The organism is Priestia sp. 10L35 (genome assembly GCF_056395685.1).
In genome coordinates this window covers 559,520-584,049 of record NZ_JBFTKA010000003.1, presented here as the reverse complement: position 1 = coordinate 584,049, position 24,530 = coordinate 559,520, and the positions used below count along the sequence as shown (strand labels likewise).

Here is a 24,530-nt window from a genome sequence, read left to right as displayed (position 1 = left end):
CGTATCTTTATAATTCGTCGCAAATCCTGCTGCAATTAAACCAATCAAACCCAGCACTCCTACAATAACGGTTATGACCATTACATTCACCTCAATCGCTCTTAATAATACGCTTTCATTTGTTTAATTTTACCATAAGTCTTCATATGAAAGAAGCTTTTCTTTTAAAGGCTCTAGCTTTTTAAATTTTTGATCATAGCTTTGCCGTTTTAACATGTCATTAGTAATTATCAAGGCATCTTCTTTACGCCCTGCATACAAGTAGGCTTCAATGACTTCGTCAAATCCTTCTGAGTAAGGGAATTTTTCATATTTGGCTAGCTTAAATGAGGCGTCGTAGTGTTTCGTTGCTTGTTCATACTGCTTTAGTTTCAAAAGCATACGCCCGTTTGCTAAATGTAAATCAGCTCGCTCTAAATCGGTAAGGGTATGGAGTTCGATCCCTTGGTTGCGTATATCAAGAGCATCTTCATATCGCTTTTTTTCTTCTAGCTCAAACGCTTTCTCATAAAAATGGTCAAACTTCGTTAGCGGTCTTCTTGATTTATAGAACTTATAAATGCCGTATAGAATTAAAAGCAGTAACCAAAGCAACTCGTTCAGCTCTCTTTCTTTATGTATAATATTTATATTAAAGGAAATTAAATTCAATTGATAGATTTATGAAAGACGCTTGGAGGAATACGATGGTCATCAGCCAGCAAATTTACTATGTAAAAGGACTTCAGTACATCATTCGTTCAGCTGACACCAGCGATGCACACGAACTGTCTCACCTTAGAGTTCAGCTAGACGGAGAAACGGAAAACTTAGATCGTGAACCAGGAGAAGGGTATATGGACGAATCCGATTTTGAAAAACTTATTCAACGTGACACAGAAAGTAAACGAAACTTATTTTTAGTAGCAAGTGTACATAATGAAATTGTCGGGTTTTCAAGATGCGAAGGTCATGACTTGAAACGATTTGCCCACAAAGTAGAGTTTGGCGTATGCATCGCAAAAGAATGGTGGGGATATGGAATTGGCAAAGAGCTTTTACAGCAGTCCATACGATGGGCAGATAGCGCGGGCATGAAGAAAATAACGCTGAATGTGCTAGAGACCAATAAACAAGCGATTGATTTATATACAAAATTCGGGTTTGAAATGGAAGGAGTATTAAAAAATGACAAGATGCTGTCTGACGGCAAGTACTATAGTACGGTTGTAATGGGCAGGTTTAATGAATAAGAGAACAAGGCGCTGATAAAACAGCGCCTTGTTTCTTTACTTTTGTGTTTCACGAACCCATTTGACAATATCATCAATGACATAAGAAGGAATGTTGGCTGAAACAGCATATTCATCGGGCGTGCTTTTTTTACCAGTTCCTTCTGTGAAAAAGTGGTTGAGCTTTGGATAAAGCTTAAAAGAAGTGTTGGAACGCTGAGATAAGCTTTGTTTCCAGCCTTCAAAATCTTCGGTCGTTACTTGATAATCACGTGCTCCTTGTAAAAGAAGCAGAGGCGTGTCCTGAGATTTTGCGACTTCTGCAGGGTGCCAGTGAGCTACGTCATACCAAAAATAAGGCGTGCCAAGCAGAAATTCTTTTGGCGGCTGAGCTGGTGAAAAGCTTGGGTCTTGTAAAATGGCAAACTGCTGCTGGAAAAAAGCAAGCTGCTCTTTCGGAAGCTGATTCAGCGATACAAGATAGGCAAATTGTTCAAGCATTAACTCTGGAAGTGTGCGGCTCGGTGCAGCAAGTAAAATAGAGGCGCGCACGCTTTTATCCGGCGTGTGATTTAAAATCCTGGGCATCATCATGCCGCCTTGACTGTGTCCTAGTATAAAAATATTGCGGCTGTCGATGCCTTTTTGTTTCGCCATTGCTTCCACTGCGAGTACGGCATCATCCGTTGTTTCATCGTCGACGTTTATTTTATTTTCACCGGACATTTTAGCTGTATGTTCGTATGTACGCTTGTTGTAGCGTAAAACGGCGATTCCTTGAGAAGCCAGTCCAGAAGCCAGATCTCGAAACGGCTTTAAGCTCATAAACGTTTCATCTTGATCAGAAGGTCCTGATCCGTGAACGAATATGACAACGGGTACATTTTGATGTTTTGAACGTGTTGGAAGAGTAAGCGTTGCTGGAAGTTCGTAAGGTGCTTTGCCGATTGAAAGCTGTTTTTCACTGTAGTTCTTAGGGGTGTCATAAGGCGGTGTGGAAAACGAAAACTGGCGCTCCTCCGGTACGATTCGCCAATCATCAATTTGACGATTTTGACTAAATCGAACGGTTAAAGTAGCTGATACGTGTTCAAATTCAATTGGGATTTCTATATTTCGATGAACCGTATTGACTTCACCTTGTACAGCTGTCCCAATCTTTTTTACAGCACCAAGCTGAGCCGTTAGAGCTGACCACCATGTTTTTAGGTTGTCTTCACTCATTTTTAACTGCAGGCTGCGGGAAAAATGGCGCTTAGCTTCTTTGGTTTTGCCGTTGGCGACATTCGTTAAAAATGCGTTTGCTCGTTTGACTTCAACTTTTGCTGAGTGATGAGCAGCATTTGCCGCTGCTTCAGCTTGAACAGGTGAAGTGGACATAGGAAGTACTTGAAGCCCGAGTGCTAAAGAAACAGCGAGTGGAAGGGCAGCTTTTACTTTTTTCATACATCATCCTCCTTGGCGATTCTTCTACTCTATCAGTATACCAATTTTAGGTAAAAGGAGTCATGTCATTCTAAGATAAAAAAAGCCGATGCGTTATGAATATGGTAAAATAAAGGAGTTATATTATTCTGAAAATTAAAATATCTAAAAAAGGAGGCGCTTTTATGACCTATGATCCGCATTATCATCCATATCCATCTTACCGAGTTCCCGTTTATGCAAAAAAAGGAATGGTATCTACATCTCAGCCGCTCGCAGCGCAGGCAGGCCTTGATATTTTAAAAAAAGGAGGCAATGCCATTGATGCAGCAATCGCCACAGCAGCGAGCCTTACTGTATTAGAGCCTGCGTCAAATGGAATCGGAGGAGACGCGTTTGCGCTTGTTTGGACAAATAATCAGCTGTATGGACTAAACGCTAGCGGACCTTCTCCGCGGTCTATTTCCATTGATGCGCTAAAGGAAAAAGGATACAGAGATATTCCTAAGTACGGAATGATTCCCGTTACGGTTCCCGGGGCTCCGGCATCTTGGGCTGCTTTATCGAAGCGATTTGGCAAACTGCCTCTTTCTCAAGTACTGCAGCCTGCTATTCAGTACGCCAAAGAAGGATTTCCGCTAGCGCCTACTCTCGCGAAACAATGGAAACAAGCGTACGATACGTTCAAACGACTACATACAAGCGGAGAATTTGAGTCATGGTTTCAAACGTTTGCCCCAAATGGACAAGCACCAAAAGCAGGAGAAATGTGGTCATCCATCCATCACGCCCATACGCTTCAGCTCATTGGCGAAACAGATGCAGAAGCGTTTTATAAAGGTGAGCTTGCGGATCGTATTGATGCATTCAGCAAAAAATATAGCGGCTTTTTATCCAAGGAAGATTTGGCTGCTTATGAGCCTGAGTGGGTGAACCCGATTTCCGCTCACTACCGTGGATATGATGTGTGGGAAATTCCTCCGAACGGTCAGGGGCTTATTGCGTTAATGGCATTAAATATCGTCAAAGGCTTTGAGCTTCAAGAAAAAGATGCCGTGAATACGTATCATAAACAAATAGAAGCGATAAAGCTTGCGTTTGCGGACGGAGAAAAATACATTACGGAAGAAGCAAAAATGAGCGTGTCTGTTAGTGAGCTGCTGTCTGATACATATGCAGGCTATCGCCGCAGTCTTATAAAAGAACATGCTCTTCAGCCTGAAGCGGGAGAACCTGTCGGAAGCGGAACGGTGTATTTAGCAACGGCTGATGAAGAAGGAAACATGGTTTCGCTTATTCAAAGTAATTATATGGGCTTTGGTTCTGGAATCGTTGTGCCAGAAACGGGAATTGCCTTGCAAAACCGCGGCCATAATTTTTCAATGGACCCTAATCACGATAACTGCCTTGCTCCTAATAAAAAAACGTTTCATACCATTATTCCAGGCTTTCTCACTAAAAATAAGGAGCCCGTAGGACCGTTCGGCGTGATGGGAGGTTTTATGCAGCCGCAGGGACATATGCAAGTTGTCATGAATACGATTGACTTTCAGCTTCATCCTCAAGCCGCTTTAGACGCGCCAAGATGGCAGTGGAAAAAAGATAAAACGGTGCTTATTGAGCCGGCTTTTCCATCCCACGTGGCACAAGCGCTTGAACGAAAAGGACATAAAATTGAAGTAGCCGTGGATTCAATGGCATTTGGGCGCGGACAGATTATTTGGAGAGATCCTGAAAGCGGCGTGCTATGCGGAGGAAGTGAATCACGAACGGATGGATTTGTAGCTGGATGGTAACGTTAAAAAAAACACAATAGGTGGAGGAAGAAGCCCGTACTGATTAAAGTTGGGCTTTTTTCATGTCTCAACCACATGTATAAATCTCTTCAAAGAACTTAAAACTAAAACAAACATTTACGTATGTATGGATAGCGTGAACTTAGGGGTTATGTACGGAAAATTTACATTAGACGCTGCTGCGTATCTTTATAAATTAATATAAGCAATAATTGAGCGTGGTGAGAACAGCCGTCTCAAGCTGCCAATTGACATGAGGGTAGGCTAACAACACTTGGTGAAAGGAGCGAAAAGGTGATGAGAAATAAAAAGTTTGAAGTGAAATTTTTACGTGTAATGCTACTTATCGCCCTGGGAATTCTCCCTTTTTTATTTAGAAAACCACCGATTAAAGACTGGCTGCTGGCCTATGTATTTAACGCCTTAACAAATGGTATTATTGATAAATTTATTGTAACTCACGGCCTTCTTCGATATCCAACTCGCTTATTGAAAAAACAGTTTAGAATTAACGTGTTGTTCGACTTTTTGCTGTATCCTATGATATCCGTCATGATTAATCAAGCTACGTATTACGATAAAGGGTTAAAAGTTTTATATAAAATTGTGCTTTTTACGATTCCAATGTTTTTTATTGAATTATGGGCTGAAAAACGAACGAAGCTCATCGAGTGGAAAACAGGCTGGATGTGGTATCACACTTTTACTAGCGTAACGTTAAAATCGTATCTTAACCGAATGCTGATTGGATGGATTCGAAAAATTGAAAAGAAGCAGGAAGAAACAAAAATACAATAGCAGAGATTCTAAAAACGACGTTAGAGAGGTGAACAAAGGTGCATATTTCTATCCTTCTATGGCTGATTTTTCAAAATATCCAAAAGAAAACATGGAAAAAAATTCACGAGCTTTATGCTGGGGGATTATACGTGAGCTTTTTTAATATTCTCTACTACTTTTTATGTAATGATAAATTGCTTTGGGATTTTAAATCTTCCCACCTTTCACTAAAAGGACTGCGCGTGCTGCATCTTATATTCATTACCCCTCTTATGATTGGGTCGTTCTTAGCTACTTATCCGCCTACACTGGCTAAGCAGGTGAAATATATTACAAAATGGGTATGTACAGCTTCCTTTGTAGAATGGATTGGACTCAGGTGTAAAGCCATTACCTTTAGGCACGGCTGGCATTTAGGGTGGTCAGCACTTATTTACGTAATGATGCTTATCTTCTCGAGATGGTTTCAAAAAAAGCCTTTTGCGGTCTTACTGCTCTCGGTTTTAGCAACAGTGGTTCTCAGCGTTATCTTTAAAGTTCCCGTGAGCAAACGGATGCTAAAACATCCGCTGAAACGAATATTGACGCGGCCTTTGAAAGATCATGTGACTCAAGCTGTTGCGAATAAAGTAAAGCGAAAATGCCTGCTTCTCAAGCTGTTCTCGTAAGTTCCTGCTCTCTGTGAAGAGCAGGTTTTTTAGCTTACTGGAGGAATAATGTCGGTCAGCAGCAGAATGAAAAAAATCAGGCCCACTCCCGTAAAGCTTAAAGAAGCAAGAAAATAAGCCGTCCAGCGCAAACGAAACGGATTGTGTTCGATATTGGCCCCAGACATTAACCTCATGGAATGAGTTTTATAGTGAGAATGAGCGCTGTTGCTTCCGCTGCTTGAAAACCAAAAAGTCAAAACTGAAAACAAAAGTCCGCTAAAAAACATAAGCTCAATAAAGCGGATAGACAAAAAGGATGAGCACGCATAGGTTAATCCAGCTTCCATAAGCAGTGTAATAACAAAAATAAGCTGAGTTCTTTTCAAAAAATCCTCCCCCTTTTTCTCTGTGTCTACTTTTTATTATACAATAATTTACATGTATAAAAAGTCTTAAAAATGCTTTTATTATGATATAATGGTAATAAATGTATGGTTGAAAAAGTATTCAAAACCCGCACGCATCACGATATAAGCTCTTTTATAATGATGAGATTTACTATATACGCTGTGCTTAGCTTCAAGTGCGCAGAATGAAAGCGAGGAGTATGTATGGAGGTAGGAGAGACTGTGATTGCGATATTAGCAGCGGGAGCACTGCTATTATACGGCACGTTAGAGCTTTGGTTTGCGCCTCGTAATGCTTCTTTTTTTAAAGGGTGGAAGCAAAAACTGGCCGTCATTTTACCGTTATATGCGGTTACATTCGGCATATGGTTCGCGTTTTTTTCGTAATACAAAGTCTTAAAAAAAGGAGGAATGAAAAATGGAAATCAATTCATACCTCATTCGGTTTTCATGTATGCTGATGCTGATGTTTGGAGGATTATTTATTATACGGTATGTAAAAACAGGTGACTTTTATTTAGATCAGCTTCTTGTCTTTGGAGCGGGTTTTGTTCTGTTTATCGGCTCACTTATTTGGAAAAGAAAACATCAGCAGCAAGGAAATAGAAAAGCTTGTTAATCTCATGAAATTGTGACAGTATAAAACAGATAAAAAATGTAATCTCGTGATCATACCATTGGTTACGAGCTGCTGCTGGAGGAAAAGAAAATGAATGTACCTAATTGCCCAAGCTGTCAATCACAGTATACATATGAAGATGGAAACCTGTTCGTCTGCCCGGAGTGTGGGCATGAATGGGGACAAGATGAAAAAACAGAAAGCACGGAAGAACAGCTGACTGTAAAAGATGCAAACGGGAACCTTTTAAAAGACGGAGATTCAGTTACCGTCATCAAAGACTTAAAAGTAAAAGGAAGCTCATCGGTTGTCAAAATCGGAACAAAAGTAAAAAGCATTCGTTTAGTAGAAGGCGATCATAACATCGACTGCAAAATTGACGGATTTGGAGCCATGAGCTTAAAATCTCAGTTTGTTAAAAAAGCATAAGAATTAAAAAAGCCAGGATGAAGAACAACTTCACTCTGGCTTTTTTCTATGTGTTTTAACTGATAAAGCGAAATATATAGACCAATTTGTCTATTTTAGAAGGAATCTAGCTAAATGTCCCGAACTTACTTAAAGTGTCTCAGAATTTGGATATTAATGGAATGAATGTCCGTTTCATGAAGACAAAAGGGAGGGAGAAATGTGAAAAAGTTTTTAGCGTTTCAAATTTTAATTGCATTAGTAATCGGAGCTGTTATCGGGCACTTTTTCCCGGACTTTGGAATGGCTTTAAGACCGGTAGGAGACGGGTTTATCCGGCTCATTAAAATGATTGTGGTGCCGATTGTCTTTTCAACCATCGTCATAGGTGCTGCGGGAAGCGGCAGTATGAAACAAATGGGGAGTCTAGGGTTAAAGACGATTATTTGGTTTGAAATCATTACTACCATCGTATTAGCAATCGGTCTGCTGTTAGTGAATTTGCTAAAGCCCGGAGTAGGCCTCGATCTTTCTCATCTTGTAAAAAAAGATATCGGTGAATTGTCTCAGTACACCGACAAAGTCGTAGACTTTAAACAAATGATTTTAAACATCATTCCAACGAATATCGTAGATGTGATGGCAAAAAATGATTTGCTGGCCGTAATTTTCTTTGCTATTTTATTCGGTGTTGCCGCTTCAGGAGTCGGTAAAGCATCCGAACCTGCAATGAAATTTTTTGAATCTACGGCTAAAATTATGTTTAAATTAACGCAAATTGTTATGGTCACAGCGCCTCTTGGTGTACTAGCGCTAATGGCTGCATCTGTAGGGCAATACGGCATTGCACTTTTGCTTCCAATGCTAAAGCTAATTGGAACCGTCTTTTTAGGTCTTTTTATTATTTTATTTGTTTTATTTCCGCTTGTTGGGTTTTTGTTCAAATTCAACTACTTTGAAGTATTCAAAATGATTTGGGACTTGTTTCTTATTGCCTTTTCAACAACAAGTACGGAAACGGTGCTGCCACAGCTGATGGAGCGGATGGAAAAGTACGGATGTCCTAAACGAGTTGTGTCGTTCGTTATTCCGTCGGGCCTGTCATTAAACTGTGATGGCTCCACGCTGTATTTATCCGTTTCATGCGTCTTTTTAGCGCAGGCTTTTAACATCGATATGCCATTAACTCAGCAATTATTTATGATGCTTATACTGGTGATGACAAGTAAAGGAATTGCGGCTGTCCCGTCAGGTTCACTTGTTGTTCTTTTAGCAACAGCCAACGCAGTAGGTCTGCCGGCTGAAGGAGTGGCAATTATTGCAGGAGTAGACCGCATCATGGATATGGCCAGAACAGGAGTCAACGTTCCAGGCCACGCGATCGCCTGTATCGTCGTCTCAAAATGGGAAAAAGTATTCCGCACCCAAACGCCGATCCCGCCTGCATCTCACACGGAATCTCTATAAAACCAACCCCCGCTTTAGCTCATAAAGCGGGGGTTTTTTGTTAAATCTCTAAATATTTATTAACGATGTAGACTAGAGTAATTTGTCATATTCAGCCCTATTCAAAAAAAGAGGACGCGCCGCTTAAGTCTAAAAAAATGCCCTGTGACTGTTTTTTGGTCACAGGGCATTTTTTAGATGAATGTTCACAAAATGTTCACTTACGAAGAAGGAAGATAAAAAGCTATACTAAGCCAAGTAAAAAAGATGAAAAGGATGAGGAATGTGCCAACAACTAAAAAAGAGAGTATGTATTTTGGAATGATGATGTGCGGAGGAATGGTGCTTGTAATGACGGTGTATAACATGTTAATGAATGATGTCATCGGGCATATCACCCTTGCAGAAGGTATTTTGAACTTGGTTATCACGTTTGTAGTCGCAATGGCTGTCGAAACTTTTTTCGTTGGTCCCGTAGCAAAAAAAGTAGCATTTTCACTGCCGTTTGATAAGTCTAAACAGTTAAAAGTCGTGTTGATTTTGTCATCATGTATGGTTATTGGAATGGTGCTTTCCATGTCTGTATATGGATTAATTACGATGTCACTTACGAAAGGCCTGCAAGGAGAGCCGCTTCTTTCAAGCTATGCATTTATCGTGATGAAAAACTTTATCGTAGCCTACCCGCTTCAGCTTCTTATTATGGGACCTTTAGTTCGTTTATTGTTTATGAAATTTGTGAAAAAGAATCCGGCAGCGGCTTAAGTCAAAACCCTAAGAACGCCTATTTTCTTAGGGTTTTGTTATGCAAAGCTGCTTGGTAAGAAGAGAAGAAAATTCACGTAAAGCCGCCGATACAAAGGCATCTTTTCGCGTAATAAAAAAAGTGGGAACCTTTCTATATGGCTGCGGCAGCGGAGTTAACGTTAATGAATGGTCGTGATGAGATACAATGGATTTCATCATTACAGCTACGCCCATACCAGCTTTTACACACCCAATAATCGCTTCAATCGTACCAAATTCTAATATCCGTTTTGGAAACACGCTTTCTTTTGTCAACAGCATTTCTAACGTATGTCGATATGCGCATCCGCTGCTGAATGCTAATAAATTCATATCGTTTAGGCTGTAAAGAGAAGGAAGAGGGTGGCGGCTCACAAGTACAAGCTCTTCATCTTGAGTAAATAAAGAGTTTAGATCAGGATGTTCACAGCTGCCTGCAACAAATGCGCCTTCAAGTTTTCGGGTTAAAACCAGGTGAATAAGAACATCGGTTGTATGTGTTTCTAAAATGAAGTCTACATCCGGGTAGGCAGTGCAATAAGTAGAAAGCAAAGGCGGTAGCCGAAGAGCCGCGGTAGATTCAGTTGCACCTATTTTTAAAGGCCCTATCGGCGTGTGCGCACTGCTTTGAACAGTTATAGTGGCTTCATTGGTTAAACGAAGAATTTCTTCAGCATAACGAAGCAAAAGCTCTCCGCTAGAAGTTAACGTTACGCCTTTACCGCTTCGTTCAAATAGCTGTGTGCCGAGTTCAGCTTCTAGCTGCTGAATTCGCATCGTCACATTCGACTGCACGTAGCTTAAGCTTTTGGCTGCCTTTGAAATATTTTTTTCTTCTGCTACCGTTGTAAAAACAAGCAAATCTTTTATATCCATAAAATCTCCTCCTTCAGCTATCATTTTTATTGATGACTTTTATCTTTATTACTTATTTTACATGATACCATTCCTTCTCTACACTGAAAGTAGAGGTGGAGGAGAGAAAATGAGCAGACAAAAAGCTTCTTATAAGTGGATGATTTTATTTGTTGCCACTCTTTCTCAGGCATGTGCAACGTTTGTCACCTACGGGGCGGGGCCATTGGCCGCGTTTTGGCAAAGACTATATGATTTATCGCAGTTTCAAACAGGACTGCTCGTATCAGCTGTTCAAATTGGTCCGATTTTTTCCATGCTGCTTTTTGGAAACTGGATGGATCGTTATGGAGAAAGGTGGCTTGTAGGAGGAGGATCTATTTTGCTGGGGGTAAGCATGCTTTTTGCCTATAGCGCTGATCATTATTTGTATCTAACAGGCGTACTTCTCGCAGCAGGCGTGTGGTATGGAACAGCACAGCCAGGAGGAAGCAAAGCAGTGGTGAAGTGGTTTCCTTCTCATCATAGAGGCCTTGCCATGGGGATTCGGCAAACGGGGATACCGATTGGAGGTGCTGTCGCTTCAGCAGCATTACCCCTGCTGTTTCATCAATACGGCTGGCATGGGGCGGTTCTCGTACAGGCAGCGGCAGCTATCGGAGGAGGCATTCTTTTTTTTGTATTCTACCGAGAGCAATCATCATCGTCAGAAAAAAAGGAAACATTTACGCTTCGTCATAAAATCAAGCGCATTTCTCAAGATAAAACGCTTTATCCGCTGTTTTTTGTAGGTGTTTCAATGATTTCTCTTCAAATGATTATCGTTGCGCACTTTATGAGCTATTTAACGAAAGCCATAAAGATGGATTTTGCTTCAGCTGGCATCCTGCTGAGCATCACACTGTTAGGCGGAATGGTGGGGAGAATTGTTTTAGCTTGGGTAAGTGATTATGTGTATAACGGAAATCGAAGAACTCCTTTGCAAGTGACGGTTTGGATGGCTGCAGGACTAATAATAACTATTTCTTATATTGGATTTACTTTGCCTTTTTGGCTACTAACTGCAGTTTGTTTTAGCCTCGGTTTTTTTGCAATTGGCTGGTTTAGTTTGTTTATCGTGCTAATAGCAGAAAAAGCGGATGATCGTTTTATTGGTTTAACGGTAAGCATTGCGTTAACGCTCAATCAATTTGCCATCGTGCTCGCACCGATTTGGTTTGGGCTCCTTGTGGATTGGCTCCGGAGTTACACGTTGGCTTTTAGTACGGTTGCATGCTTCATTGCTTGTGGAGGAATATGGTTAAAAAAAGAGCGAGTTCATTCATTTTTAAATAAAAACGTCACTAAATAAAAAGTGATTTAGGGCTATTTATTTAAGAATAGAGAAGACCTCTTATCCTCTAAAACGTTTCAAAGCCATGCTCCCGGGTACACACAACATTAATGAGGAGGAGATAGTATGGAAGCAAAAGCAAAGAATGTTGTGGGGGTATACGAAACGGAACAAGAAGCAATTCAAGCTGTAGAGAGTTTGAAAAAAGAAGGGTATACATCAGAAGAAATATCTATCATCGGCAAACATAAAAAGACCAAAAAAGTTCAGAAAGAAACGAATACAAAAGCAGAAGGGGCAGCAACTGGAGCACTTACCGGAGGTACGCTAGGGAGCTTGACCGGAATATTAGCAGGTGCCGGGGCTCTTGCCATACCGGGAATAGGTCCAATTGTGGCGGCTGGTCCGATTGTAGCTACATTAACAGGTGCGGCAGCTGGTGCGAGCGTAGGAGGTCTGTCTGGTATTTTAGTAAGTATGGGAATTCCAAAACAGCAGGCCGAACAATATAATGATTCAGTCAAAGAAGGCAGCTTGCTTGTTTTAGTAGACAAAGAAGACTCAGATCATGATGGAAACCCGAAAGCTCCTTTAACCGGAATGATTTTATAGAACGTAAGATACGTAGGAGAAATCTGTCGCAGTGCGGCAGTTTTTTTTATGCGCTGGTTTTATTTAAGTGAACTTTATTGACAATAATATTCCATAATAGTTAAAAATATCAAAACATGTCATGGTGTATAAAATAATAATATGCCTTAAATTATAATGTAATATTATTGTAACAATAATGTATTTATTGTTTTATTTTGGGATCGAAATCTTGATGAAAGCTTTAATAGAAGGATTTACGTGCAAGTTCCATCCAATAATTAACTGTTAATTATTATACGTAGTAGAATAATTTTCTAATTTATTTTCAGAAATTACTTTTTAGCAAATTATTCATGTTTGAAAGAGGGCTAAAAAGTATATTTCAAAAGTATGTTTACTTAAAAAGTTAAGCAGGTTGATTAGTAGCATCATTCATTTAGTTAAATTTCGAAAGGAGCTGCTAAAATGAGTATTCAAAAAAGTACAGATAGTTCTAGTTTAGCAGAAGTGATTGATCGAATTCTCGACAAAGGAATTGTCATCGATGCTTTTGCCCGAGTATCACTCGTAGGAATTGAAATCTTAACGATTGAAGCACGAGTCGTTATTGCAAGTGTCGATACGTGGCTTCGCTACGCAGAAGCCGTCGGGTTATTAACGGACAAAGTAGAGGAAGAAGGGCTGCCTGGCCGAACAGAAGAGCGAGGTGCAGGGCTTAGCTTTTAAGTCTTTTAATCGTAAGAAAATTCATTAAATAAATAATAATAAGAGAAAAGAGGATGAAACATGTCAACAACTGATAACAATGTGCAAAATGAAAAACAAGAAAATCAGCAGCAGGAAGAAAAAACGCAAAATTCTTTAAATCTTGCTATTTTAGGAGGCGTAGTAGGAGCGGGAATTGGACTTCTTTCAAGTCCTCAAACGAGTAAAAAAGTACTCAGCCGCTTAGGACAATCAGAAATTGTACGTGCGACAGGACAAGAGTTAAGAAGAAACGCACAGGATATTCTAACGCAGCAAGCGATGGGAGCATTAAGACAGACGGCTACAGGCTATCTTGAAAAAGACAATTTAAGCAAGCTGCTGGCACCTAAAAAGAAAAAAGAAGATGCATCAAATGAACAGGGAAATTCGCAGGAAGAAGTCAGCCAAAGCGCAGAAATGGAAACGTCTCAGTACGAAGAGCTAAAAGAAGAAAATAAAAATATGAACGACCAGCTGCAGCGCATTGAAGAGATGCTAAACAAACTCATGGACGCGAAGAAGTAAGATATCCGTCCTTAAGGGGAATTTCATGGATAAAAAAGATGTGGAGAAAGCAGCCTTAAAAGCAGGAAAAAAGATCATCGATCATACGCCTGAACCTGTTAAGGAAAAGGTAGAAGAAAAGGTTAAAGAAAAAGCGAAAGAAAAATTTGTCGAAAAAACTGAAGGGAAACTGCAGGAAAAAGCAAATGAAGCGTCAGAAAAACTGCAGGAAACAAAAGAAAAAAATGCCCAAAAGGTACACGGCAAAGGGGAAGACGCAAAAGAAAAGCTCCAAGACGTCTTACTATCAGTAAAAGATAAGCTTAGCGATGTGAAAGAAGCTGGAGAAAACTTTCAAGAAAAAGTTTCTTCTTCAGACGATAAAGAGAAGTCAAAAAATAAGCGGAAAATAAAAGGCGCAAATCAGATTAAAAAAGCAACGGATATTAAAAGCTCTACTAAGATTAAAAGTTCCAATGATATTAAATCATCTACAGATTTAAAAACAATGGGATCATAAGCGAAAGGAGAAATGAGATATGTCTATTCAAAAAAGTACTAATAGTTCAAGTTTAGCAGAAGTCATTGACCGTATTTTAGATAAAGGAATTGTTATTGATGCTTTTGCAAGAGTTTCTGTTGTAGGAATTGAGATTTTAACGATTGAAGCACGAGTGGTTATTGCCAGTGTTGATACATGGTTACGCTATGCAGAAGCAGTAGGGCTTCTTCGTGACGACGTAGAAGAAAACGGTCTTCCTGAACGTTCAAATTCAAGTGAAGGACAGCCGCGTTTTAGTATTTAATATGAAGTGATATGGAACCTTCCTTTTTTGAGGGTGGTTCCAGCTTTTAGATTTAACTATTGGAGGCTACTAAAAATGGAAATTAAAAAAATTATGCAAGCCGTGAACGACTTTTTCGGTGAACACGTAGCTCCTCCTCATAAAATTACCTCGGTGGAAGCTACTGAAGATGAAGGCTGGAGAGTTATTGTTGAAGTCATTGAAGAACGAGAATACATGAAAAAATACGCCAAAGATGAAATGCTCGGAACGTACGAGTGCTTTTTAAATAAAGAAAAAGAAGTCATTTCATTCAAACGACTCGACGTCAGATATAGAAGCGCCATTGGCATTGAAGCATAGACGATAAGATGGCAGGAGGAACGTAAAAATGACCGTCTTAACAGACAAAAGGAAAAAAGGCAGTGGAGCTTTTATACAAGATGACGAGACAAAAGAGGTTCTTTCAAGAGCGCTGAGCTATTTAAAATCCGGCTATTCCATTCATTTTACAGGTCCTGCCGGCGGAGGCAAAACCTCTTTAGCGCGAGCGCTTGCTAAAAAGAGAAAGCGTCCTGTAATGCTGATGCACGGGAATCACGAGCTCAACAATAAAGATTTAATTGGCGATTTTACGGGATACACGAGCAAAAAAGTAATCGACCAATATGTTCGTTCTGTCTATAAAAAAGATGAACAAGTGAGTGAAAACTGGCAGGATGGCCGATTGCTTGAAGCTGTAAAAAATGGCTATACGCTGATTTACGACGAATTTACTCGGTCTAAGCCTGCAACGAATAATATCTTTCTATCAATATTAGAAGAAGGCGTGCTTCCGCTGTATGGAGTGAAAATGACCGATCCTTTTGTGCGCGTGCATCCCGATTTTCGCGTCATCTTCACAAGCAATCCAGCTGAGTATGCCGGCGTATATGATACGCAAGATGCGCTTCTTGACAGGTTAATTACCATGTTTATTGATTATAAAGACATCGACAGAGAGACAGCGATTTTAACGGAGAAAACGGACGTAGAAGAAGACGAAGCGCGCACAATTGTAACGCTTGTAGCAAACGTGCGAAACCGCTCTGGAGACGAAAACAGCAGCGGACTTAGCCTTCGGGCTTCGCTTATGATCGCTACTCTCGCCACGCAGCAAGACATTGCTATCGATGGAAATGACGAAGATTTTCAAACGTTATGTATCGATATTTTGCATCATCCGCTTACCAAATGTTTGGATGAAGAAAATGCAAAAAGCAAAGCCGAAAAAATCATTTTAGAAGAATGTAAGAATATAGACACGGAAGAAAAGTAAAGGAGCTTGAAAACATGAGTGAAACAAACGAAACAGGTATTTATATTTTTAGCGCCATTCAAACGGATAAAGACGAAGAATTTGGCGCCGTGGAAGTAGAAGGAACAAAAGCTGAAACATTTTTGATTCGCTACAAAGACGCAGCTATGGTAGCAGCTGAAGTACCGATGAAAATTTATCATCCTAATCGCCAAAATTTATTAATGCATCAAAACGCAGTAGCAGCAATTATGGACAAAAATGATACGGTTATTCCGATCAGCTTTGGGAATGTATTCAAATCAAAAGAAGATGTAAAAGTTCTTTTGGAAAACCTTTATCCGCAGTTTGAAAAACTGTTTCCAGCGATCAAAGGAAAAATTGAAGTCGGTTTAAAAGTAATTGGGAAAAAAGAATGGCTTGAGAAAAAAGTAAATGAAAATCCTGAACTTGAAAAAGTATCAGCCTCCGTAAAAGGAAAATCAGAAGCAGCCGGTTATTATGAGCGTATTCAACTTGGGGGAATGGCTCAAAAGATGTTTACTTCCCTGCAAAAAGAAGTCAAGACAGATGTGTTTTCACCGCTTGAAGAAGCAGCGGAAGCAGCAAAAGCAAATGAGCCAACGGGCGAAACGATGCTTTTAAACGCATCTTTCTTAATTAACCGAGAAGATGAAGCGAAGTTTGATGAAAAAGTGAATGAAGCGCATGAAAACTGGAAAGACAAAGCCGATTTTCATTACAGCGGTCCATGGCCTGCTTATAATTTTGTGAACATTCGCCTAAAAGTAGAAGAGAAATAACGTGCTTCACAAATTAGTAACCGCCCCTATTAACCTTGTAGTGAAAATCGGCGAAAAAGTACAGGAAGAAGCTGATAAACAGCTATATGACCTTCCGACGATTCAGCAAAAACTCATTCAGCTTCAAATGATGTTTGAGCTTGGTGAAATTCCCGAAGAAGCGTTTCAAGAAAAAGAAGATGAATTGTTAATGAGGTACGAAATTGCGAAGCGCAGAGAAATTGAACAATGGGAAGAGCTAACAAAAAAAAGAAATGAGGAATCCTAGATGGGAGAATTACTGTATTTATACGGTCTAATTCCAACAAAAGAAGCAGCAGCCATAGAGCCGTTTCCATCTTATAAAGGGTTTGACGGAGAACACTCACTGCACCCAATTGCGTTTGATCAGGTGACGGCTGTAGTTTCTAAACTGGATGCTGACACCTATTCAGAAAAAGTGATTCAAGAAAAAATGGAGCAGGATATGAGCTGGCTGCAGGAAAAAGCATTTCATCATCACGAGACGGTAGCCGCTTTGTACGAAGAATTTACGATCATTCCATTAAAATTTTGTACCATTTATAAAGGTGAAGAAAGTCTGCAGGCAGCGATTGAGCTTAACAAAGAAAAGATAGAGAATTCACTGACGCTGCTTCAAGGAAATGAAGAGTGGAACTTGAAGATTTACTGTGATGATACGGAGCTAAAAAAAGGAATCAGCGAAACGAATGAAAGCGTGAAAGCGAAAAAAGAAGAAATTAGTCACTTATCACCAGGAAGACAGTTTTTTGAAAAGAAAAAAATAGATCAGCTGATTGAAAGAGAATTAGAACTTCACAAAAATAAAGTGTGTGAAGAGATACATGACAAGCTTAAAGAGTTATCGCTTTATGACTCTGTTAAAAAGAATTGGAGCAAGGACGTAACGGGCGCAGCTGAACAGATGGCGTGGAACAGCGTGTTTCTTCTCCCGTCTCTGCAGATCACTAAGTTTGTAACCGAAATAGAAGAGCTTCAGCAAAAGCTTGAAAATAAAGGCTGGAAATTTGAAGTGACGGGACCATGGCCGCCCTATCATTTCTCGAGCTTTGCGTAAAGTGAGGAATTAACATTATGTCTCTTAAACAATCCATGGAGAATAAAGATATTGCTCTTATTGATATTTTAGATGTCATTTTAGATAAAGGAGTCGCCATTAAAGGAGACTTAATCATTTCCATAGCCGGCGTCGATTTAGTGTATTTGGATTTGCGGGTGCTTATTTCTTCGGTTGAAACCCTGGTTCAAGCAAAAGAAGGAAATCGCAAACCAATCACTTCTGAACAATTTGATAAACAAAAGGAGGAATTAATGGATGCAACCGGTCAGCCAAGCAAATGGACGAATCCACTTGGATCCTGATCAAGCTGAACAAGGCTTAGCGCAGCTTGTGATGACAGTTATTGAGCTATTGAGGCAAATCGTTGAACGTCATGCCATGAGGCGGGTGGAGGGTGGAACGTTGACGGACGAACAAATTGAAAACTTAGGAATTGCACTAATGAACTTAGAAGAAAAAATGGACGAGTTGAAAGAGGTGTTCGGTCTGGATGCAGAAGATTTAAATATTGATCTTGGACCGCTAGGCAGCCTGCTTTAAGCGGTCAGTAGGAGGAACAGTATGGCAGTCGAACATAATATGCAGTCAAGTACGATTGTAGATGTGCTCGAAAAGATTTTGGATAAAGGAGTCGTCATAGCGGGGGACATCACCGTAGGAATTGCAGATGTCGAGCTATTAACGATAAAGATCCGCTTGATTGTGGCTTCGGTTGATAAAGCAAAAGAAATCGGCATGGACTGGTGGGAAAATGATCCCTATCTCAGTTCAAAAGGAGCCAATAACAAAGCGCTCGAAGAAGAAAATAAAATGCTGCATGAGCGGTTAAAAACGCTTGAAGAAAAAATAGAAACGAAACGTTAAAAACTGTACGCTACTTAAAAAATGGAGGGATTTACAATGGCAACTGAAACAAAATTAGATAACACACAGGCAGAAAACAAGGAAAATAAAAATACGGAAAACGGTTCAAAAGAAAAGAACGGTTCAAAAGCAAGCAAAACAACAAGCAGCGGGCCAATCAAACGAGCGGTAGCAGGAGGCATCATCGGTGCAACGATTGGATATGTATCGACTCCTGAAAATCGAAAAAGTCTCCTTGACCGCATTGATACAGACGAATTAAAAAGCAAAGCATCTGATTTAGGAACAAAGGTAAAAGAAAAATCAAAAAGCAGTGTGGCCAGCCTGAAAACATCTGCGGGAAGCTTGTTTAAAAAAGATAAAGATAAAGATAAATCAAAAGATGATGAAGAAAACGTAAATTCTTCTAGTAGCGAAACAGAAGACGATAACGTTCAAGAGTACGACGAGTTAAAAGAAGAAAATCAAACTCTTCAAGATCGCTTATCACAGCTTGAAGAAAAAATGAACATGCTTGTTGAGCTTAGCCTCAATAAAAATCAAGACGAAGAAGCGGAAGATACAGATTCCGACGAAGAAGAGAACGATGAAAACGAAGAAAACGAGCAGGACGACGAAAACGAAGAAGAAACATCTAAGCCTCGTAAAAAGGATAAAAAAGAAGCTGAGCAAGAAGAGGAAGAAGAAAGTGAAAGTGAAAGTGAAAGTGACGAAGACAGCGAGGAAGAAGAGGAAGATTCTCGCTCAAACAAAAAAAATAAAAAAGTAAAATCAGAAGAAGAAGACGAAGATGAAAGCGAAGAAGAAAAAAAGGAAGCGAAACCAAAAAAGTCAACAGCTAAAAAATCAAAAAATACAAAAGCAAAGAAAAACACGGACGAAGAAGATGATGAAGCAACATCTCTTTCTAGTGAAGACGATACAACAGCCTAAGACGTAAAGGAGGAAAGAAAGACATGAGTACAGGCCCTTCTTTTTCAACTAAAGACAGTACGCTTGAATACTTTGTGAAAGCTTCTAATAAACACGGCTTTTCACTTGATATTTCATTAAATGTAAACGGCGCTGTGATTTCCGGTACCATGATTTCAGCAAAAGAATACTTTGATTACTTAAGCGAAACGTTTGAAGAAGGCAGTGAAGTGGCTCAGGCGCTAAGCGAACAATTCTCTTTAGCAAGCGAAGCGAGCGAATCAAACGGAGAAGCAGAAGCCCATTTTATTCATTTAAAAAATACAAAGATTTACTGTGGAGACAGTAAATCTACTCCTTCTAAAGGAAAGATCTTTTGGAGAGGGAAAATAGCAGAAGTAGACGGGTTTTTCTTAGGAAAGATTTCTGATGCAAAATCAACGAGTAAAAAGAGTTCATAAAAAACGGCGGGGTGATTGCCCTGCCGTTTTTTAGTGATGTGATGACATGTGCAGCTTCTTTTTTCGATACATGAGGGGAGTCATCTTCATTTCTTTTCGAAACTGATTAATAAAATAGCTTGTACTATTAAACCCTACTTGATAAGCGACGTCCGTCACATTTGCTTCTGCTTGCTGCAGCATAACTAAGCTTTGCTGAATTCGATAGTTTAATACATAGGTCAAAGGCGATTTTTTTAACATTTTCTTAAAATATCGACAGCATTCAGAACGGCTCAATTGTCCGGATTTGGCAATATCATCAAGCGTAATCTTTTCAGCAAAGTGCAAATGAATCCAATTGAGCATTTGCTTCATCCGCTGATTTTTGATCATTTCTTTTTCATTGTATTTCAGCTGCAAACCGTTAAGAATTAAATTTTTCCAAAGTATGCTGAGTTCAGAGGCAATCTCTATTTCATAGTGGTGCGGCTGCTTATGAATCCATGTGTGTATCTTATGTATAGACTCTAACACGTTGTTTCCCCAGGCTTGCTTTGGACTGATGAATAAATGTGATAGATTCGTTGCATGAATGTAGGGATAAACGTAATTTGTAAAAAGCTCTTGCGGCACAAGAAAATGAGGAGAAACATTTAAACAAATGTACACGCAGCCGGATTTGTTTATATCTTCAGTCATATGAAGACATCCGCTGTTAATAAACAGTCCGTAGCCTTGTTTTACAATCACTGTTTTTTCATTTATTTGAAAAGACGCATCACCTTTTATAACCAATACAAATTGAAGTTCATCATGCCAGTGAAGAGGGATGTAGCCGTTTATGTGATCACTGATCGTCGTTTGATAACATGCTACTGGCAGCTCAACGGTGCGATGGGTCGTTAGCTCTTTTAAGTTTTCATCAATTTTAAAATGGGCTGCTGGCATACATGTTCACCTCAATATATTTATATTTTTTAATGCAATATGCGTATTTTCTGCCCCGTTTTTCACTTATTATAACACTATTCTTATAATAAAAGTGAGGGATGGAAGATGAACGATCTCAGCCGAAAAAAAGGGTTCTTCTTTGTAACAACTGGAGCTATATGTTGGGGGATGGGAGGGACGGTTGCTCAAAAGCTTTTTCAAGAATTTGAAATCAGTGTAGACTGGCTTGTTTCAGTACGGCTGCTCATTGCGGGTTTTTTGCTGCTAATGATTTCATGTATAAAAAATAATCATTCTCACGTATTTGGAGTATGGAAGAACCGAAAGGCAGCTCTTCAGCTCGTCGTTTTTGCCATATTTGGTATGCTCGCCGTTCAGTATACATATATGGCTTCTATTAAGCATGGAAATGCAGCAGTAGCTACGCTGCTGCAGTATTTATCACCGGTGATGATTATCATTTATTTGCTTTTGCGCAAGCAGTCTATATTTACGCGACAAGACGTCATCACTGTTTTGCTAGCACTGGGGGGCTGCTTTTTTTTATTAACAAACGGCTCTATTTCTCAGCTGTCTGTTCCTGTATCTGCCGTTGTTTGGGGAGTGCTGTCAGGTGTAGCAGCAGCATTTTATACGCTGTATGCCGTGCCGCTGATCAAAAAGTACAGTTCGCTTGTCATCGTTGGCTGGTCAATGGTAATTGGGGGAAGCGTAATGAGCTTTATTCATCCTCCTTGGGAAGCGTCAAGCTTATCACCAATAACCTGGGGATATATTTTATTTGTCATTATTTTTGGCACGATGCTTGCTTTTTGGTTTTATGTAGAAAGCCTGCAAAGTCTTTTACCTAAAGAAACGAGTTTGCTTGGAAGTTTAGAGCCTCTAGCTGCTGTTATTACAACCGTTGTTTGGCTGAAAGAGCCTTTTGGTTTTTATCAATGGATAGGCACAGCTTGTATTATTGGATTAGTTTTATTACTCACACGAACGAAACAAGCATCTTCTAAGACGACACTTTCAGCATAAATAGGGGCTTGCTAAAAGAAGAAGCAAACCAATGTCACTTTTCCGCCGAATCTGTAGAAACTCGTTTGACTTTTAAAATCTTTACATATTGAATAAACACTCTTTCTTTTGTAGAGACATTTAATTTAGCAAGTCTTGATGCGTCATCTCGGTTTTTAGCAGATTCTATCACAAAAGTTCCTTTGATTTTGGCTTCATCTTTTAGAACGGAATACTGTATTTCAAATCGTTTTGCTTTCGTTTTCTGCATAGTGATTGATAAGCTCCTTTGCCTGGTAAATTGATGTATTGCTATGAAATAAGCTTCGATAAAAAGGAATAAAAGAACGTAACATATACTACTAAATGAAATGCAGAGCGGCAGTGACTTTTATCACACCACAACCTAGTATTTCATCTTTTTACCAAAAAAGATAGGGTGTTTTACCGTCGCTGCTTATAAAAACTTTTATTCTTTCTGCTTGACCTAGAGTTAACTCTATGGTTTATCTTGTAGTAGTATCATTTCAAGGAGGGGCTTTATATGAAGTATCATACAATTGCTAATACTGACTTACACGTATCAAATTTGATTATGGGAAATATGCGTTTAACAGAGCTTTCTTTACAAGAAGCAGAGAAGCTAATCCGCACAGCGATGGAAGAAGAAATTAACTTTTTTGACCATGCTGATATTTACGGTCCTGATTATGTGGGACAATGCGAAGAGTATTTTGCAAACGCTATACAAATGAATTCAAGTCTTCGTGAGAAAATGGTGATTCAAAGTAAATGCGGCATTAACGCAGCGAAAAATTACTATGACTTTTCAAAGAAGCATATCATAGACTCTGTTAACGGCAGCTTAGAGCGCTTAAAAACAGATTACTTAGATCTTTTATTACTTCATCGCCCAGATCCGCTAATGGATCCTGAAGAAGTAGCAGAAGCGTTTAATGAGCTTCAAAGCAGCGGAAAGGTACGTCACTTCGGTGTGTCGAACCACAACCCAGCGCAAATTCAGCTGCTTGAAAAATATATCAACCAAAAGCTTGTCGTAAACCAAGTGCAGTTCAGCATTGCACATACGCCAATTATAGACTCTGGTATTTCTTTAAATATGGGCATCGACCAAGCTGTGAACCGCGACAGCAGCGTGCTTGAATATTGCCGTTTAAATGATATAACGCTTCAAGCGTGGTCGCCATTCCAAAACGGATTTTTCGAAGGACCTTTCTTAGGCGACAAAGAGAAATTTGGAAAGCTAAACGAAGTGATTGATCGCATCGCAAGTAAGTATAGCGTGACGAATACAGCGATTGCCGTTGCGTGGATCACAACTCATCCTGCAAATATTCAAGTGGTGCTTGGTACTACAAATATTCAGCGTATGAAAGATGCAAGTAAAGGTTCAGAAATCAAGTTAACGCGCGAAGAGTGGTACGATATTTATAAAGCCGCTGGCAACATGGTGCCTTAAGCGCTGCAGTTCTTAAAATAAAGCAGGTAACTCCGTTCGAATATGGAACGGAGTTACCTGCGTTTTACGATAAGTAACTACTGGTTAAGCTAGAAAAAGATTTAGCAGCAGCTCAATTATTTTTGTGACGCCAAGACCTAACAAAAAGGCAATAAAACCGCCAATTACAATGGTAAGCATCATGTGAGCAGTATTCATCGTATTCATCCTTTCAGGTTTAAATATATGTTGCTTGCTGCTTGTACAAAAAGTCTGCAGCATAAAGAGCTCAATGAAGAAGACTATAAAAGAATAAATCCTCGAGATAACTAGAGGTCAAGACAAACTCATCATGTTTTTCTGAGAAGTTTAAGGTGTAGGAGGAAGCAGTATGACGTATACCATTTCACAAGTGGCAAAAAAATTGAACGTGACAATTTATACCATTCGCTATTATGATAAAGAAGGGCTTTTTCCATTTTTAGATCGTACAGCGTCAGGGAATCGTATTTTTAAAGAACAAGATATTGAATGGATTGATTTAATCTGCTGTTTAAAAAGCACAGGTATGCAAATCAAGGACATTCGGACGCTTATTGAAAACTGTACGCTTGAAAATGCCGTGCTTGATAAAAGCCTGCAAATGCTGATGGATCATAAAAAAGCGGTACAAAAAGAAATCGAAGAAATCCATCACAAGCTTGAGACGATTGATTATAAAATTAAGCACCTGCCGGAAATGTACGAGCGAATTGTTAACAAGCCTTCAAACTAAATAAAAAAGGAAGCGTAAAAATGATCGAAAAAGTAGTACCTCTCACTGCGGAGAATATGCAGCAGTGCATTAACTTGTATATGAATGTATTTACAAAAACACCTTGGAATGAGCCGTGGACAGAGAAATCTGCTAGAGAAAGGCTGACTGATTTACTGAACACACCTAAATTTATGGGCTATTTATTTTATGACCAAGGAGAGTTGATTGGAATGATTGCAGGTCACGCGAAAAAATCATACAGTAGTATGACCTTTTACGTGGCCGAGCTTTGCGTCAGCGCAAGCGCGCAGGGAAAAGGGTACGGTTCAGCTATCTTAAGCCGGTTTGAGAACGAACTTCAAAAACACGAGATTAACAGCTTGTATCTCTTGACGGCGACTGGAGGAGCTGCACAGGCTTTTTATGAAAGAAACGGCTATAGTGTCAATGATCAGCGCGTTGTCTTGAAAAAAACGTTTGTTTAATGTTTAGCACCTACATAGAGCAGGAAGAGAGTTGCAGAGTGACTCTCTTTTTAATTAATCTTTTTATCTATTAATATGTAGAAGAAAAGGAAGTATGAACAAGAAAAATAAGGTGATGGGAAGAAGC

35 protein-coding genes are annotated in these 24,530 nt (G+C 39.6%); 29 read left to right on the top strand and 6 right to left on the bottom strand.

Annotation, left to right across the window (positions count from 1 at the left end; genetic code table 11):
* Nucleotides 1–129: 129 nt before the first annotated feature.
* Nucleotides 130–651, bottom strand: a complete 522-nt coding sequence (locus AC1DEF_RS14220) for a hypothetical protein (protein WP_477727415.1) — start codon at nucleotides 649–651, stop codon at nucleotides 130–132.
* 35 nt (nucleotides 652–686) lie between these two features.
* On the opposite strand from AC1DEF_RS14220, the gene AC1DEF_RS14215 reads away from it, so the two are divergent.
* Nucleotides 687–1,232 carry a GNAT family N-acetyltransferase gene (locus AC1DEF_RS14215; protein WP_097822829.1) on the top strand — a complete coding sequence of 182 codons (546 nt, stop codon included), beginning with the start codon at nucleotides 687–689 and terminating at the stop codon, nucleotides 1,230–1,232.
* A 36-nt stretch (nucleotides 1,233–1,268) separates the two neighbouring features.
* On the opposite strand, the gene AC1DEF_RS14210 is transcribed toward AC1DEF_RS14215, so the two are convergent.
* Entirely contained in the window at nucleotides 1,269–2,657 is a 1,389-nt protein-coding gene (locus AC1DEF_RS14210; protein WP_097822828.1) for an alpha/beta fold hydrolase, read from the bottom strand.
* A gap of 164 nt (nucleotides 2,658–2,821) precedes the next feature.
* On the opposite strand from AC1DEF_RS14210, the gene ggt reads away from it, so the two are divergent.
* From ggt to AC1DEF_RS14195, 3 genes are all read left to right on the top strand, one after another.
* On the top strand, nucleotides 2,822–4,432 hold the full coding sequence (ggt, locus tag AC1DEF_RS14205; protein WP_097822827.1) for a gamma-glutamyltransferase: 1,611 nt from the start codon (nucleotides 2,822–2,824) through the stop codon (nucleotides 4,430–4,432).
* Nucleotides 4,433–4,729: 297 nt separating this feature from the next.
* On the top strand, nucleotides 4,730–5,230 hold the full coding sequence (locus AC1DEF_RS14200) for a CBO0543 family protein (RefSeq protein ID WP_016764921.1): 501 nt from the start codon (nucleotides 4,730–4,732) through the stop codon (nucleotides 5,228–5,230).
* 131 nt (nucleotides 5,231–5,361) lie between these two features.
* Nucleotides 5,362–5,880 (top strand): hypothetical protein, encoded by a 519-nt coding sequence (locus tag AC1DEF_RS14195; RefSeq protein WP_477727414.1) that lies wholly within the window; start codon nucleotides 5,362–5,364, stop codon nucleotides 5,878–5,880.
* A gap of 29 nt (nucleotides 5,881–5,909) precedes the next feature.
* Here AC1DEF_RS14195 and AC1DEF_RS14190 read toward each other — a convergent pair whose 3' ends face one another.
* Nucleotides 5,910–6,248, bottom strand: coding sequence for a hypothetical protein (locus AC1DEF_RS14190; protein ID WP_097822825.1), 339 nt, complete (start codon nucleotides 6,246–6,248; stop codon nucleotides 5,910–5,912).
* A gap of 225 nt (nucleotides 6,249–6,473) precedes the next feature.
* Between AC1DEF_RS14190 and AC1DEF_RS14185 the strand changes: the two genes are divergently transcribed.
* The 5 genes from AC1DEF_RS14185 (at nucleotide 6,474) to AC1DEF_RS14165 (ending at nucleotide 9,507) form a co-directional block, all read left to right on the top strand.
* Nucleotides 6,474–6,656: a hypothetical protein gene (locus AC1DEF_RS14185; protein ID WP_097822824.1), complete on the top strand. Its 183-nt coding sequence runs from the start codon at nucleotides 6,474–6,476 to the stop codon at nucleotides 6,654–6,656.
* A 31-nt stretch (nucleotides 6,657–6,687) separates the two neighbouring features.
* The gene (locus AC1DEF_RS14180; RefSeq protein ID WP_014459191.1) at nucleotides 6,688–6,888 is read left to right on the top strand and encodes a hypothetical protein; all 201 of its coding nucleotides are present in this window, start codon (nucleotides 6,688–6,690) and stop codon (nucleotides 6,886–6,888) included.
* Between the two features lie 90 nt (nucleotides 6,889–6,978).
* A complete protein-coding gene (locus AC1DEF_RS14175; RefSeq protein ID WP_016764918.1) occupies nucleotides 6,979–7,317 on the top strand; it encodes a zinc ribbon domain-containing protein YjdM in 339 nt (112 codons plus the stop codon).
* A gap of 201 nt (nucleotides 7,318–7,518) precedes the next feature.
* Entirely contained in the window at nucleotides 7,519–8,763 is a 1,245-nt protein-coding gene (gene gltP / locus AC1DEF_RS14170) for a glutamate-aspartate/proton symporter GltP (RefSeq protein ID WP_097822823.1), read from the top strand.
* Nucleotides 8,764–9,027: 264 nt separating this feature from the next.
* Nucleotides 9,028–9,507, top strand: a complete 480-nt coding sequence (locus AC1DEF_RS14165; protein WP_097822822.1) for a DUF2798 domain-containing protein — start codon at nucleotides 9,028–9,030, stop codon at nucleotides 9,505–9,507.
* A gap of 27 nt (nucleotides 9,508–9,534) precedes the next feature.
* Here the strand turns inward: AC1DEF_RS14165 and AC1DEF_RS14160 are convergent, their stop codons facing one another.
* Entirely contained in the window at nucleotides 9,535–10,404 is an 870-nt protein-coding gene (locus AC1DEF_RS14160; RefSeq protein ID WP_097822821.1) for a LysR family transcriptional regulator, read from the bottom strand.
* Between the two features lie 109 nt (nucleotides 10,405–10,513).
* Between AC1DEF_RS14160 and AC1DEF_RS14155 the strand changes: the two genes are divergently transcribed.
* The 16 genes from AC1DEF_RS14155 to gvpU all read left to right on the top strand — a co-directional run bounded on the left by AC1DEF_RS14155 (nucleotide 10,514) and on the right by gvpU (nucleotide 19,764).
* On the top strand, nucleotides 10,514–11,734 hold the full coding sequence (locus AC1DEF_RS14155) for an MFS transporter (protein ID WP_097822820.1): 1,221 nt from the start codon (nucleotides 10,514–10,516) through the stop codon (nucleotides 11,732–11,734).
* A 108-nt stretch (nucleotides 11,735–11,842) separates the two neighbouring features.
* Nucleotides 11,843–12,328, top strand: coding sequence for a general stress protein (locus AC1DEF_RS14150; RefSeq protein ID WP_043981350.1), 486 nt, complete (start codon nucleotides 11,843–11,845; stop codon nucleotides 12,326–12,328).
* Between the two features lie 447 nt (nucleotides 12,329–12,775).
* Nucleotides 12,776–13,036, top strand: a complete 261-nt coding sequence (gene gvpA / locus AC1DEF_RS14145) for a gas vesicle structural protein GvpA (protein ID WP_013058000.1) — start codon at nucleotides 12,776–12,778, stop codon at nucleotides 13,034–13,036.
* A 60-nt stretch (nucleotides 13,037–13,096) separates the two neighbouring features.
* Nucleotides 13,097–13,582 (top strand): GvpT/GvpP family gas vesicle accessory protein, encoded by a 486-nt coding sequence (gene gvpT, locus AC1DEF_RS14140; RefSeq protein ID WP_097822819.1) that lies wholly within the window; start codon nucleotides 13,097–13,099, stop codon nucleotides 13,580–13,582.
* Between the two features lie 25 nt (nucleotides 13,583–13,607).
* A complete protein-coding gene (gene gvpQ / locus AC1DEF_RS14135) occupies nucleotides 13,608–14,081 on the top strand; it encodes a gas vesicle protein GvpQ (protein WP_025751002.1) in 474 nt (157 codons plus the stop codon).
* Between the two features lie 19 nt (nucleotides 14,082–14,100).
* Nucleotides 14,101–14,367 carry a gas vesicle structural protein GvpA gene (gvpA, locus tag AC1DEF_RS14130; protein WP_013057997.1) on the top strand — a complete coding sequence of 89 codons (267 nt, stop codon included), beginning with the start codon at nucleotides 14,101–14,103 and terminating at the stop codon, nucleotides 14,365–14,367.
* A gap of 75 nt (nucleotides 14,368–14,442) precedes the next feature.
* Nucleotides 14,443–14,709 carry a gas vesicle protein GvpO gene (gene gvpO / locus AC1DEF_RS14125; RefSeq protein WP_013057996.1) on the top strand — a complete coding sequence of 89 codons (267 nt, stop codon included), beginning with the start codon at nucleotides 14,443–14,445 and terminating at the stop codon, nucleotides 14,707–14,709.
* A 28-nt stretch (nucleotides 14,710–14,737) separates the two neighbouring features.
* Nucleotides 14,738–15,664, top strand: a complete 927-nt coding sequence (gene gvpN / locus AC1DEF_RS14120; RefSeq protein WP_025751003.1) for a gas vesicle protein GvpN — start codon at nucleotides 14,738–14,740, stop codon at nucleotides 15,662–15,664.
* Between the two features lie 14 nt (nucleotides 15,665–15,678).
* Nucleotides 15,679–16,446: a GvpL/GvpF family gas vesicle protein gene (locus tag AC1DEF_RS14115; RefSeq protein ID WP_013057994.1), complete on the top strand. Its 768-nt coding sequence runs from the start codon at nucleotides 15,679–15,681 to the stop codon at nucleotides 16,444–16,446.
* A 1-nt stretch (nucleotide 16,447) separates the two neighbouring features.
* Nucleotides 16,448–16,714, top strand: coding sequence for a gas vesicle protein GvpG (locus tag AC1DEF_RS14110; RefSeq protein ID WP_013084016.1), 267 nt, complete (start codon nucleotides 16,448–16,450; stop codon nucleotides 16,712–16,714).
* Complete coding sequence (locus tag AC1DEF_RS14105; protein ID WP_097822818.1) at nucleotides 16,715–17,524, top strand: GvpL/GvpF family gas vesicle protein; 810 nt, start codon at nucleotides 16,715–16,717, stop codon at nucleotides 17,522–17,524.
* Between the two features lie 17 nt (nucleotides 17,525–17,541).
* Nucleotides 17,542–17,829, top strand: coding sequence for a gas vesicle protein (locus AC1DEF_RS14100; RefSeq protein ID WP_013057991.1), 288 nt, complete (start codon nucleotides 17,542–17,544; stop codon nucleotides 17,827–17,829).
* Nucleotides 17,783–18,067, top strand: a complete 285-nt coding sequence (locus AC1DEF_RS14095) for a gas vesicle protein K (RefSeq protein ID WP_013057990.1) — start codon at nucleotides 17,783–17,785, stop codon at nucleotides 18,065–18,067. Before AC1DEF_RS14100 ends, AC1DEF_RS14095 begins: the two co-directional genes overlap by 47 nt.
* Nucleotides 18,068–18,088: 21 nt before the next feature.
* Nucleotides 18,089–18,391: a gas vesicle protein gene (locus tag AC1DEF_RS14090; RefSeq protein WP_013057989.1), complete on the top strand. Its 303-nt coding sequence runs from the start codon at nucleotides 18,089–18,091 to the stop codon at nucleotides 18,389–18,391.
* A gap of 36 nt (nucleotides 18,392–18,427) precedes the next feature.
* Nucleotides 18,428–19,324, top strand: coding sequence for a YtxH domain-containing protein (gvpT, locus tag AC1DEF_RS14085; RefSeq protein WP_097822817.1), 897 nt, complete (start codon nucleotides 18,428–18,430; stop codon nucleotides 19,322–19,324).
* Nucleotides 19,325–19,347: 23 nt separating this feature from the next.
* The gene (gene gvpU / locus AC1DEF_RS14080) at nucleotides 19,348–19,764 is read left to right on the top strand and encodes a gas vesicle accessory protein GvpU (RefSeq protein WP_014459206.1); all 417 of its coding nucleotides are present in this window, start codon (nucleotides 19,348–19,350) and stop codon (nucleotides 19,762–19,764) included.
* 30 nt (nucleotides 19,765–19,794) lie between these two features.
* On the opposite strand, the gene AC1DEF_RS14075 is transcribed toward gvpU, so the two are convergent.
* Nucleotides 19,795–20,694: an AraC family transcriptional regulator gene (locus AC1DEF_RS14075; protein WP_097822816.1), complete on the bottom strand. Its 900-nt coding sequence runs from the start codon at nucleotides 20,692–20,694 to the stop codon at nucleotides 19,795–19,797.
* 108 nt (nucleotides 20,695–20,802) lie between these two features.
* On the opposite strand from AC1DEF_RS14075, the gene AC1DEF_RS14070 reads away from it, so the two are divergent.
* Nucleotides 20,803–21,723: a DMT family transporter gene (locus AC1DEF_RS14070; RefSeq protein ID WP_097822815.1), complete on the top strand. Its 921-nt coding sequence runs from the start codon at nucleotides 20,803–20,805 to the stop codon at nucleotides 21,721–21,723.
* 34 nt (nucleotides 21,724–21,757) lie between these two features.
* Here the strand turns inward: AC1DEF_RS14070 and AC1DEF_RS14065 are convergent, their stop codons facing one another.
* A complete protein-coding gene (locus tag AC1DEF_RS14065) occupies nucleotides 21,758–21,973 on the bottom strand; it encodes a hypothetical protein (RefSeq protein WP_028409323.1) in 216 nt (71 codons plus the stop codon).
* 273 nt (nucleotides 21,974–22,246) lie between these two features.
* On the opposite strand from AC1DEF_RS14065, the gene AC1DEF_RS14060 reads away from it, so the two are divergent.
* The 3 genes from AC1DEF_RS14060 (at nucleotide 22,247) to AC1DEF_RS14050 (ending at nucleotide 24,403) form a co-directional block, all read left to right on the top strand.
* Nucleotides 22,247–23,182 carry an aldo/keto reductase gene (locus tag AC1DEF_RS14060; protein WP_034650444.1) on the top strand — a complete coding sequence of 312 codons (936 nt, stop codon included), beginning with the start codon at nucleotides 22,247–22,249 and terminating at the stop codon, nucleotides 23,180–23,182.
* 370 nt (nucleotides 23,183–23,552) lie between these two features.
* Nucleotides 23,553–23,936, top strand: coding sequence for a MerR family transcriptional regulator (locus AC1DEF_RS14055; protein ID WP_025751010.1), 384 nt, complete (start codon nucleotides 23,553–23,555; stop codon nucleotides 23,934–23,936).
* A gap of 20 nt (nucleotides 23,937–23,956) precedes the next feature.
* The gene (locus AC1DEF_RS14050; RefSeq protein WP_043981356.1) at nucleotides 23,957–24,403 is read left to right on the top strand and encodes a GNAT family N-acetyltransferase; all 447 of its coding nucleotides are present in this window, start codon (nucleotides 23,957–23,959) and stop codon (nucleotides 24,401–24,403) included.
* Nucleotides 24,404–24,530 lie beyond the last annotated feature (127 nt).

Bases quoted from the DNA above. Each gene is read 5' to 3' on its own strand.
- AC1DEF_RS14215 (WP_097822829.1), top strand. From the start codon at position 687: ATGGTCATCAGCCAGCAAATTTACTATGTAAAAGGACTTCAGTACATC.
- AC1DEF_RS14210 (WP_097822828.1), bottom strand. From the start codon at position 2,657: ATGAAAAAAGTAAAAGCTGCCCTTCCACTCGCTGTTTCTTTAGCACTC.
- ggt (WP_097822827.1), top strand. From the start codon at position 2,822: ATGACCTATGATCCGCATTATCATCCATATCCATCTTACCGAGTTCCC.
- AC1DEF_RS14200 (WP_016764921.1), top strand. From the start codon at position 4,730: ATGAGAAATAAAAAGTTTGAAGTGAAATTTTTACGTGTAATGCTACTT.
- AC1DEF_RS14185 (WP_097822824.1), top strand. From the start codon at position 6,474: ATGGAGGTAGGAGAGACTGTGATTGCGATATTAGCAGCGGGAGCACTG.
- AC1DEF_RS14180 (WP_014459191.1), top strand. From the start codon at position 6,688: ATGGAAATCAATTCATACCTCATTCGGTTTTCATGTATGCTGATGCTG.
- AC1DEF_RS14175 (WP_016764918.1), top strand. From the start codon at position 6,979: ATGAATGTACCTAATTGCCCAAGCTGTCAATCACAGTATACATATGAA.
- AC1DEF_RS14160 (WP_097822821.1), bottom strand. From the start codon at position 10,404: ATGGATATAAAAGATTTGCTTGTTTTTACAACGGTAGCAGAAGAAAAA.
- AC1DEF_RS14155 (WP_097822820.1), top strand. From the start codon at position 10,514: ATGAGCAGACAAAAAGCTTCTTATAAGTGGATGATTTTATTTGTTGCC.
- AC1DEF_RS14150 (WP_043981350.1), top strand. From the start codon at position 11,843: ATGGAAGCAAAAGCAAAGAATGTTGTGGGGGTATACGAAACGGAACAA.
- gvpA (WP_013058000.1), top strand. From the start codon at position 12,776: ATGAGTATTCAAAAAAGTACAGATAGTTCTAGTTTAGCAGAAGTGATT.
- gvpT (WP_097822819.1), top strand. From the start codon at position 13,097: ATGTCAACAACTGATAACAATGTGCAAAATGAAAAACAAGAAAATCAG.
- gvpQ (WP_025751002.1), top strand. From the start codon at position 13,608: ATGGATAAAAAAGATGTGGAGAAAGCAGCCTTAAAAGCAGGAAAAAAG.
- gvpA (WP_013057997.1), top strand. From the start codon at position 14,101: ATGTCTATTCAAAAAAGTACTAATAGTTCAAGTTTAGCAGAAGTCATT.
- gvpO (WP_013057996.1), top strand. From the start codon at position 14,443: ATGGAAATTAAAAAAATTATGCAAGCCGTGAACGACTTTTTCGGTGAA.
- gvpN (WP_025751003.1), top strand. From the start codon at position 14,738: ATGACCGTCTTAACAGACAAAAGGAAAAAAGGCAGTGGAGCTTTTATA.
- AC1DEF_RS14115 (WP_013057994.1), top strand. From the start codon at position 15,679: ATGAGTGAAACAAACGAAACAGGTATTTATATTTTTAGCGCCATTCAA.
- AC1DEF_RS14105 (WP_097822818.1), top strand. From the start codon at position 16,715: ATGGGAGAATTACTGTATTTATACGGTCTAATTCCAACAAAAGAAGCA.
- AC1DEF_RS14100 (WP_013057991.1), top strand. From the start codon at position 17,542: ATGTCTCTTAAACAATCCATGGAGAATAAAGATATTGCTCTTATTGAT.
- AC1DEF_RS14095 (WP_013057990.1), top strand. From the start codon at position 17,783: ATGCAACCGGTCAGCCAAGCAAATGGACGAATCCACTTGGATCCTGAT.
- AC1DEF_RS14090 (WP_013057989.1), top strand. From the start codon at position 18,089: ATGGCAGTCGAACATAATATGCAGTCAAGTACGATTGTAGATGTGCTC.
- gvpT (WP_097822817.1), top strand. From the start codon at position 18,428: ATGGCAACTGAAACAAAATTAGATAACACACAGGCAGAAAACAAGGAA.
- gvpU (WP_014459206.1), top strand. From the start codon at position 19,348: ATGAGTACAGGCCCTTCTTTTTCAACTAAAGACAGTACGCTTGAATAC.
- AC1DEF_RS14075 (WP_097822816.1), bottom strand. From the start codon at position 20,694: ATGCCAGCAGCCCATTTTAAAATTGATGAAAACTTAAAAGAGCTAACG.
- AC1DEF_RS14070 (WP_097822815.1), top strand. From the start codon at position 20,803: ATGAACGATCTCAGCCGAAAAAAAGGGTTCTTCTTTGTAACAACTGGA.
- AC1DEF_RS14065 (WP_028409323.1), bottom strand. From the start codon at position 21,973: ATGCAGAAAACGAAAGCAAAACGATTTGAAATACAGTATTCCGTTCTA.
- AC1DEF_RS14060 (WP_034650444.1), top strand. From the start codon at position 22,247: ATGAAGTATCATACAATTGCTAATACTGACTTACACGTATCAAATTTG.
- AC1DEF_RS14055 (WP_025751010.1), top strand. From the start codon at position 23,553: ATGACGTATACCATTTCACAAGTGGCAAAAAAATTGAACGTGACAATT.
- AC1DEF_RS14050 (WP_043981356.1), top strand. From the start codon at position 23,957: ATGATCGAAAAAGTAGTACCTCTCACTGCGGAGAATATGCAGCAGTGC.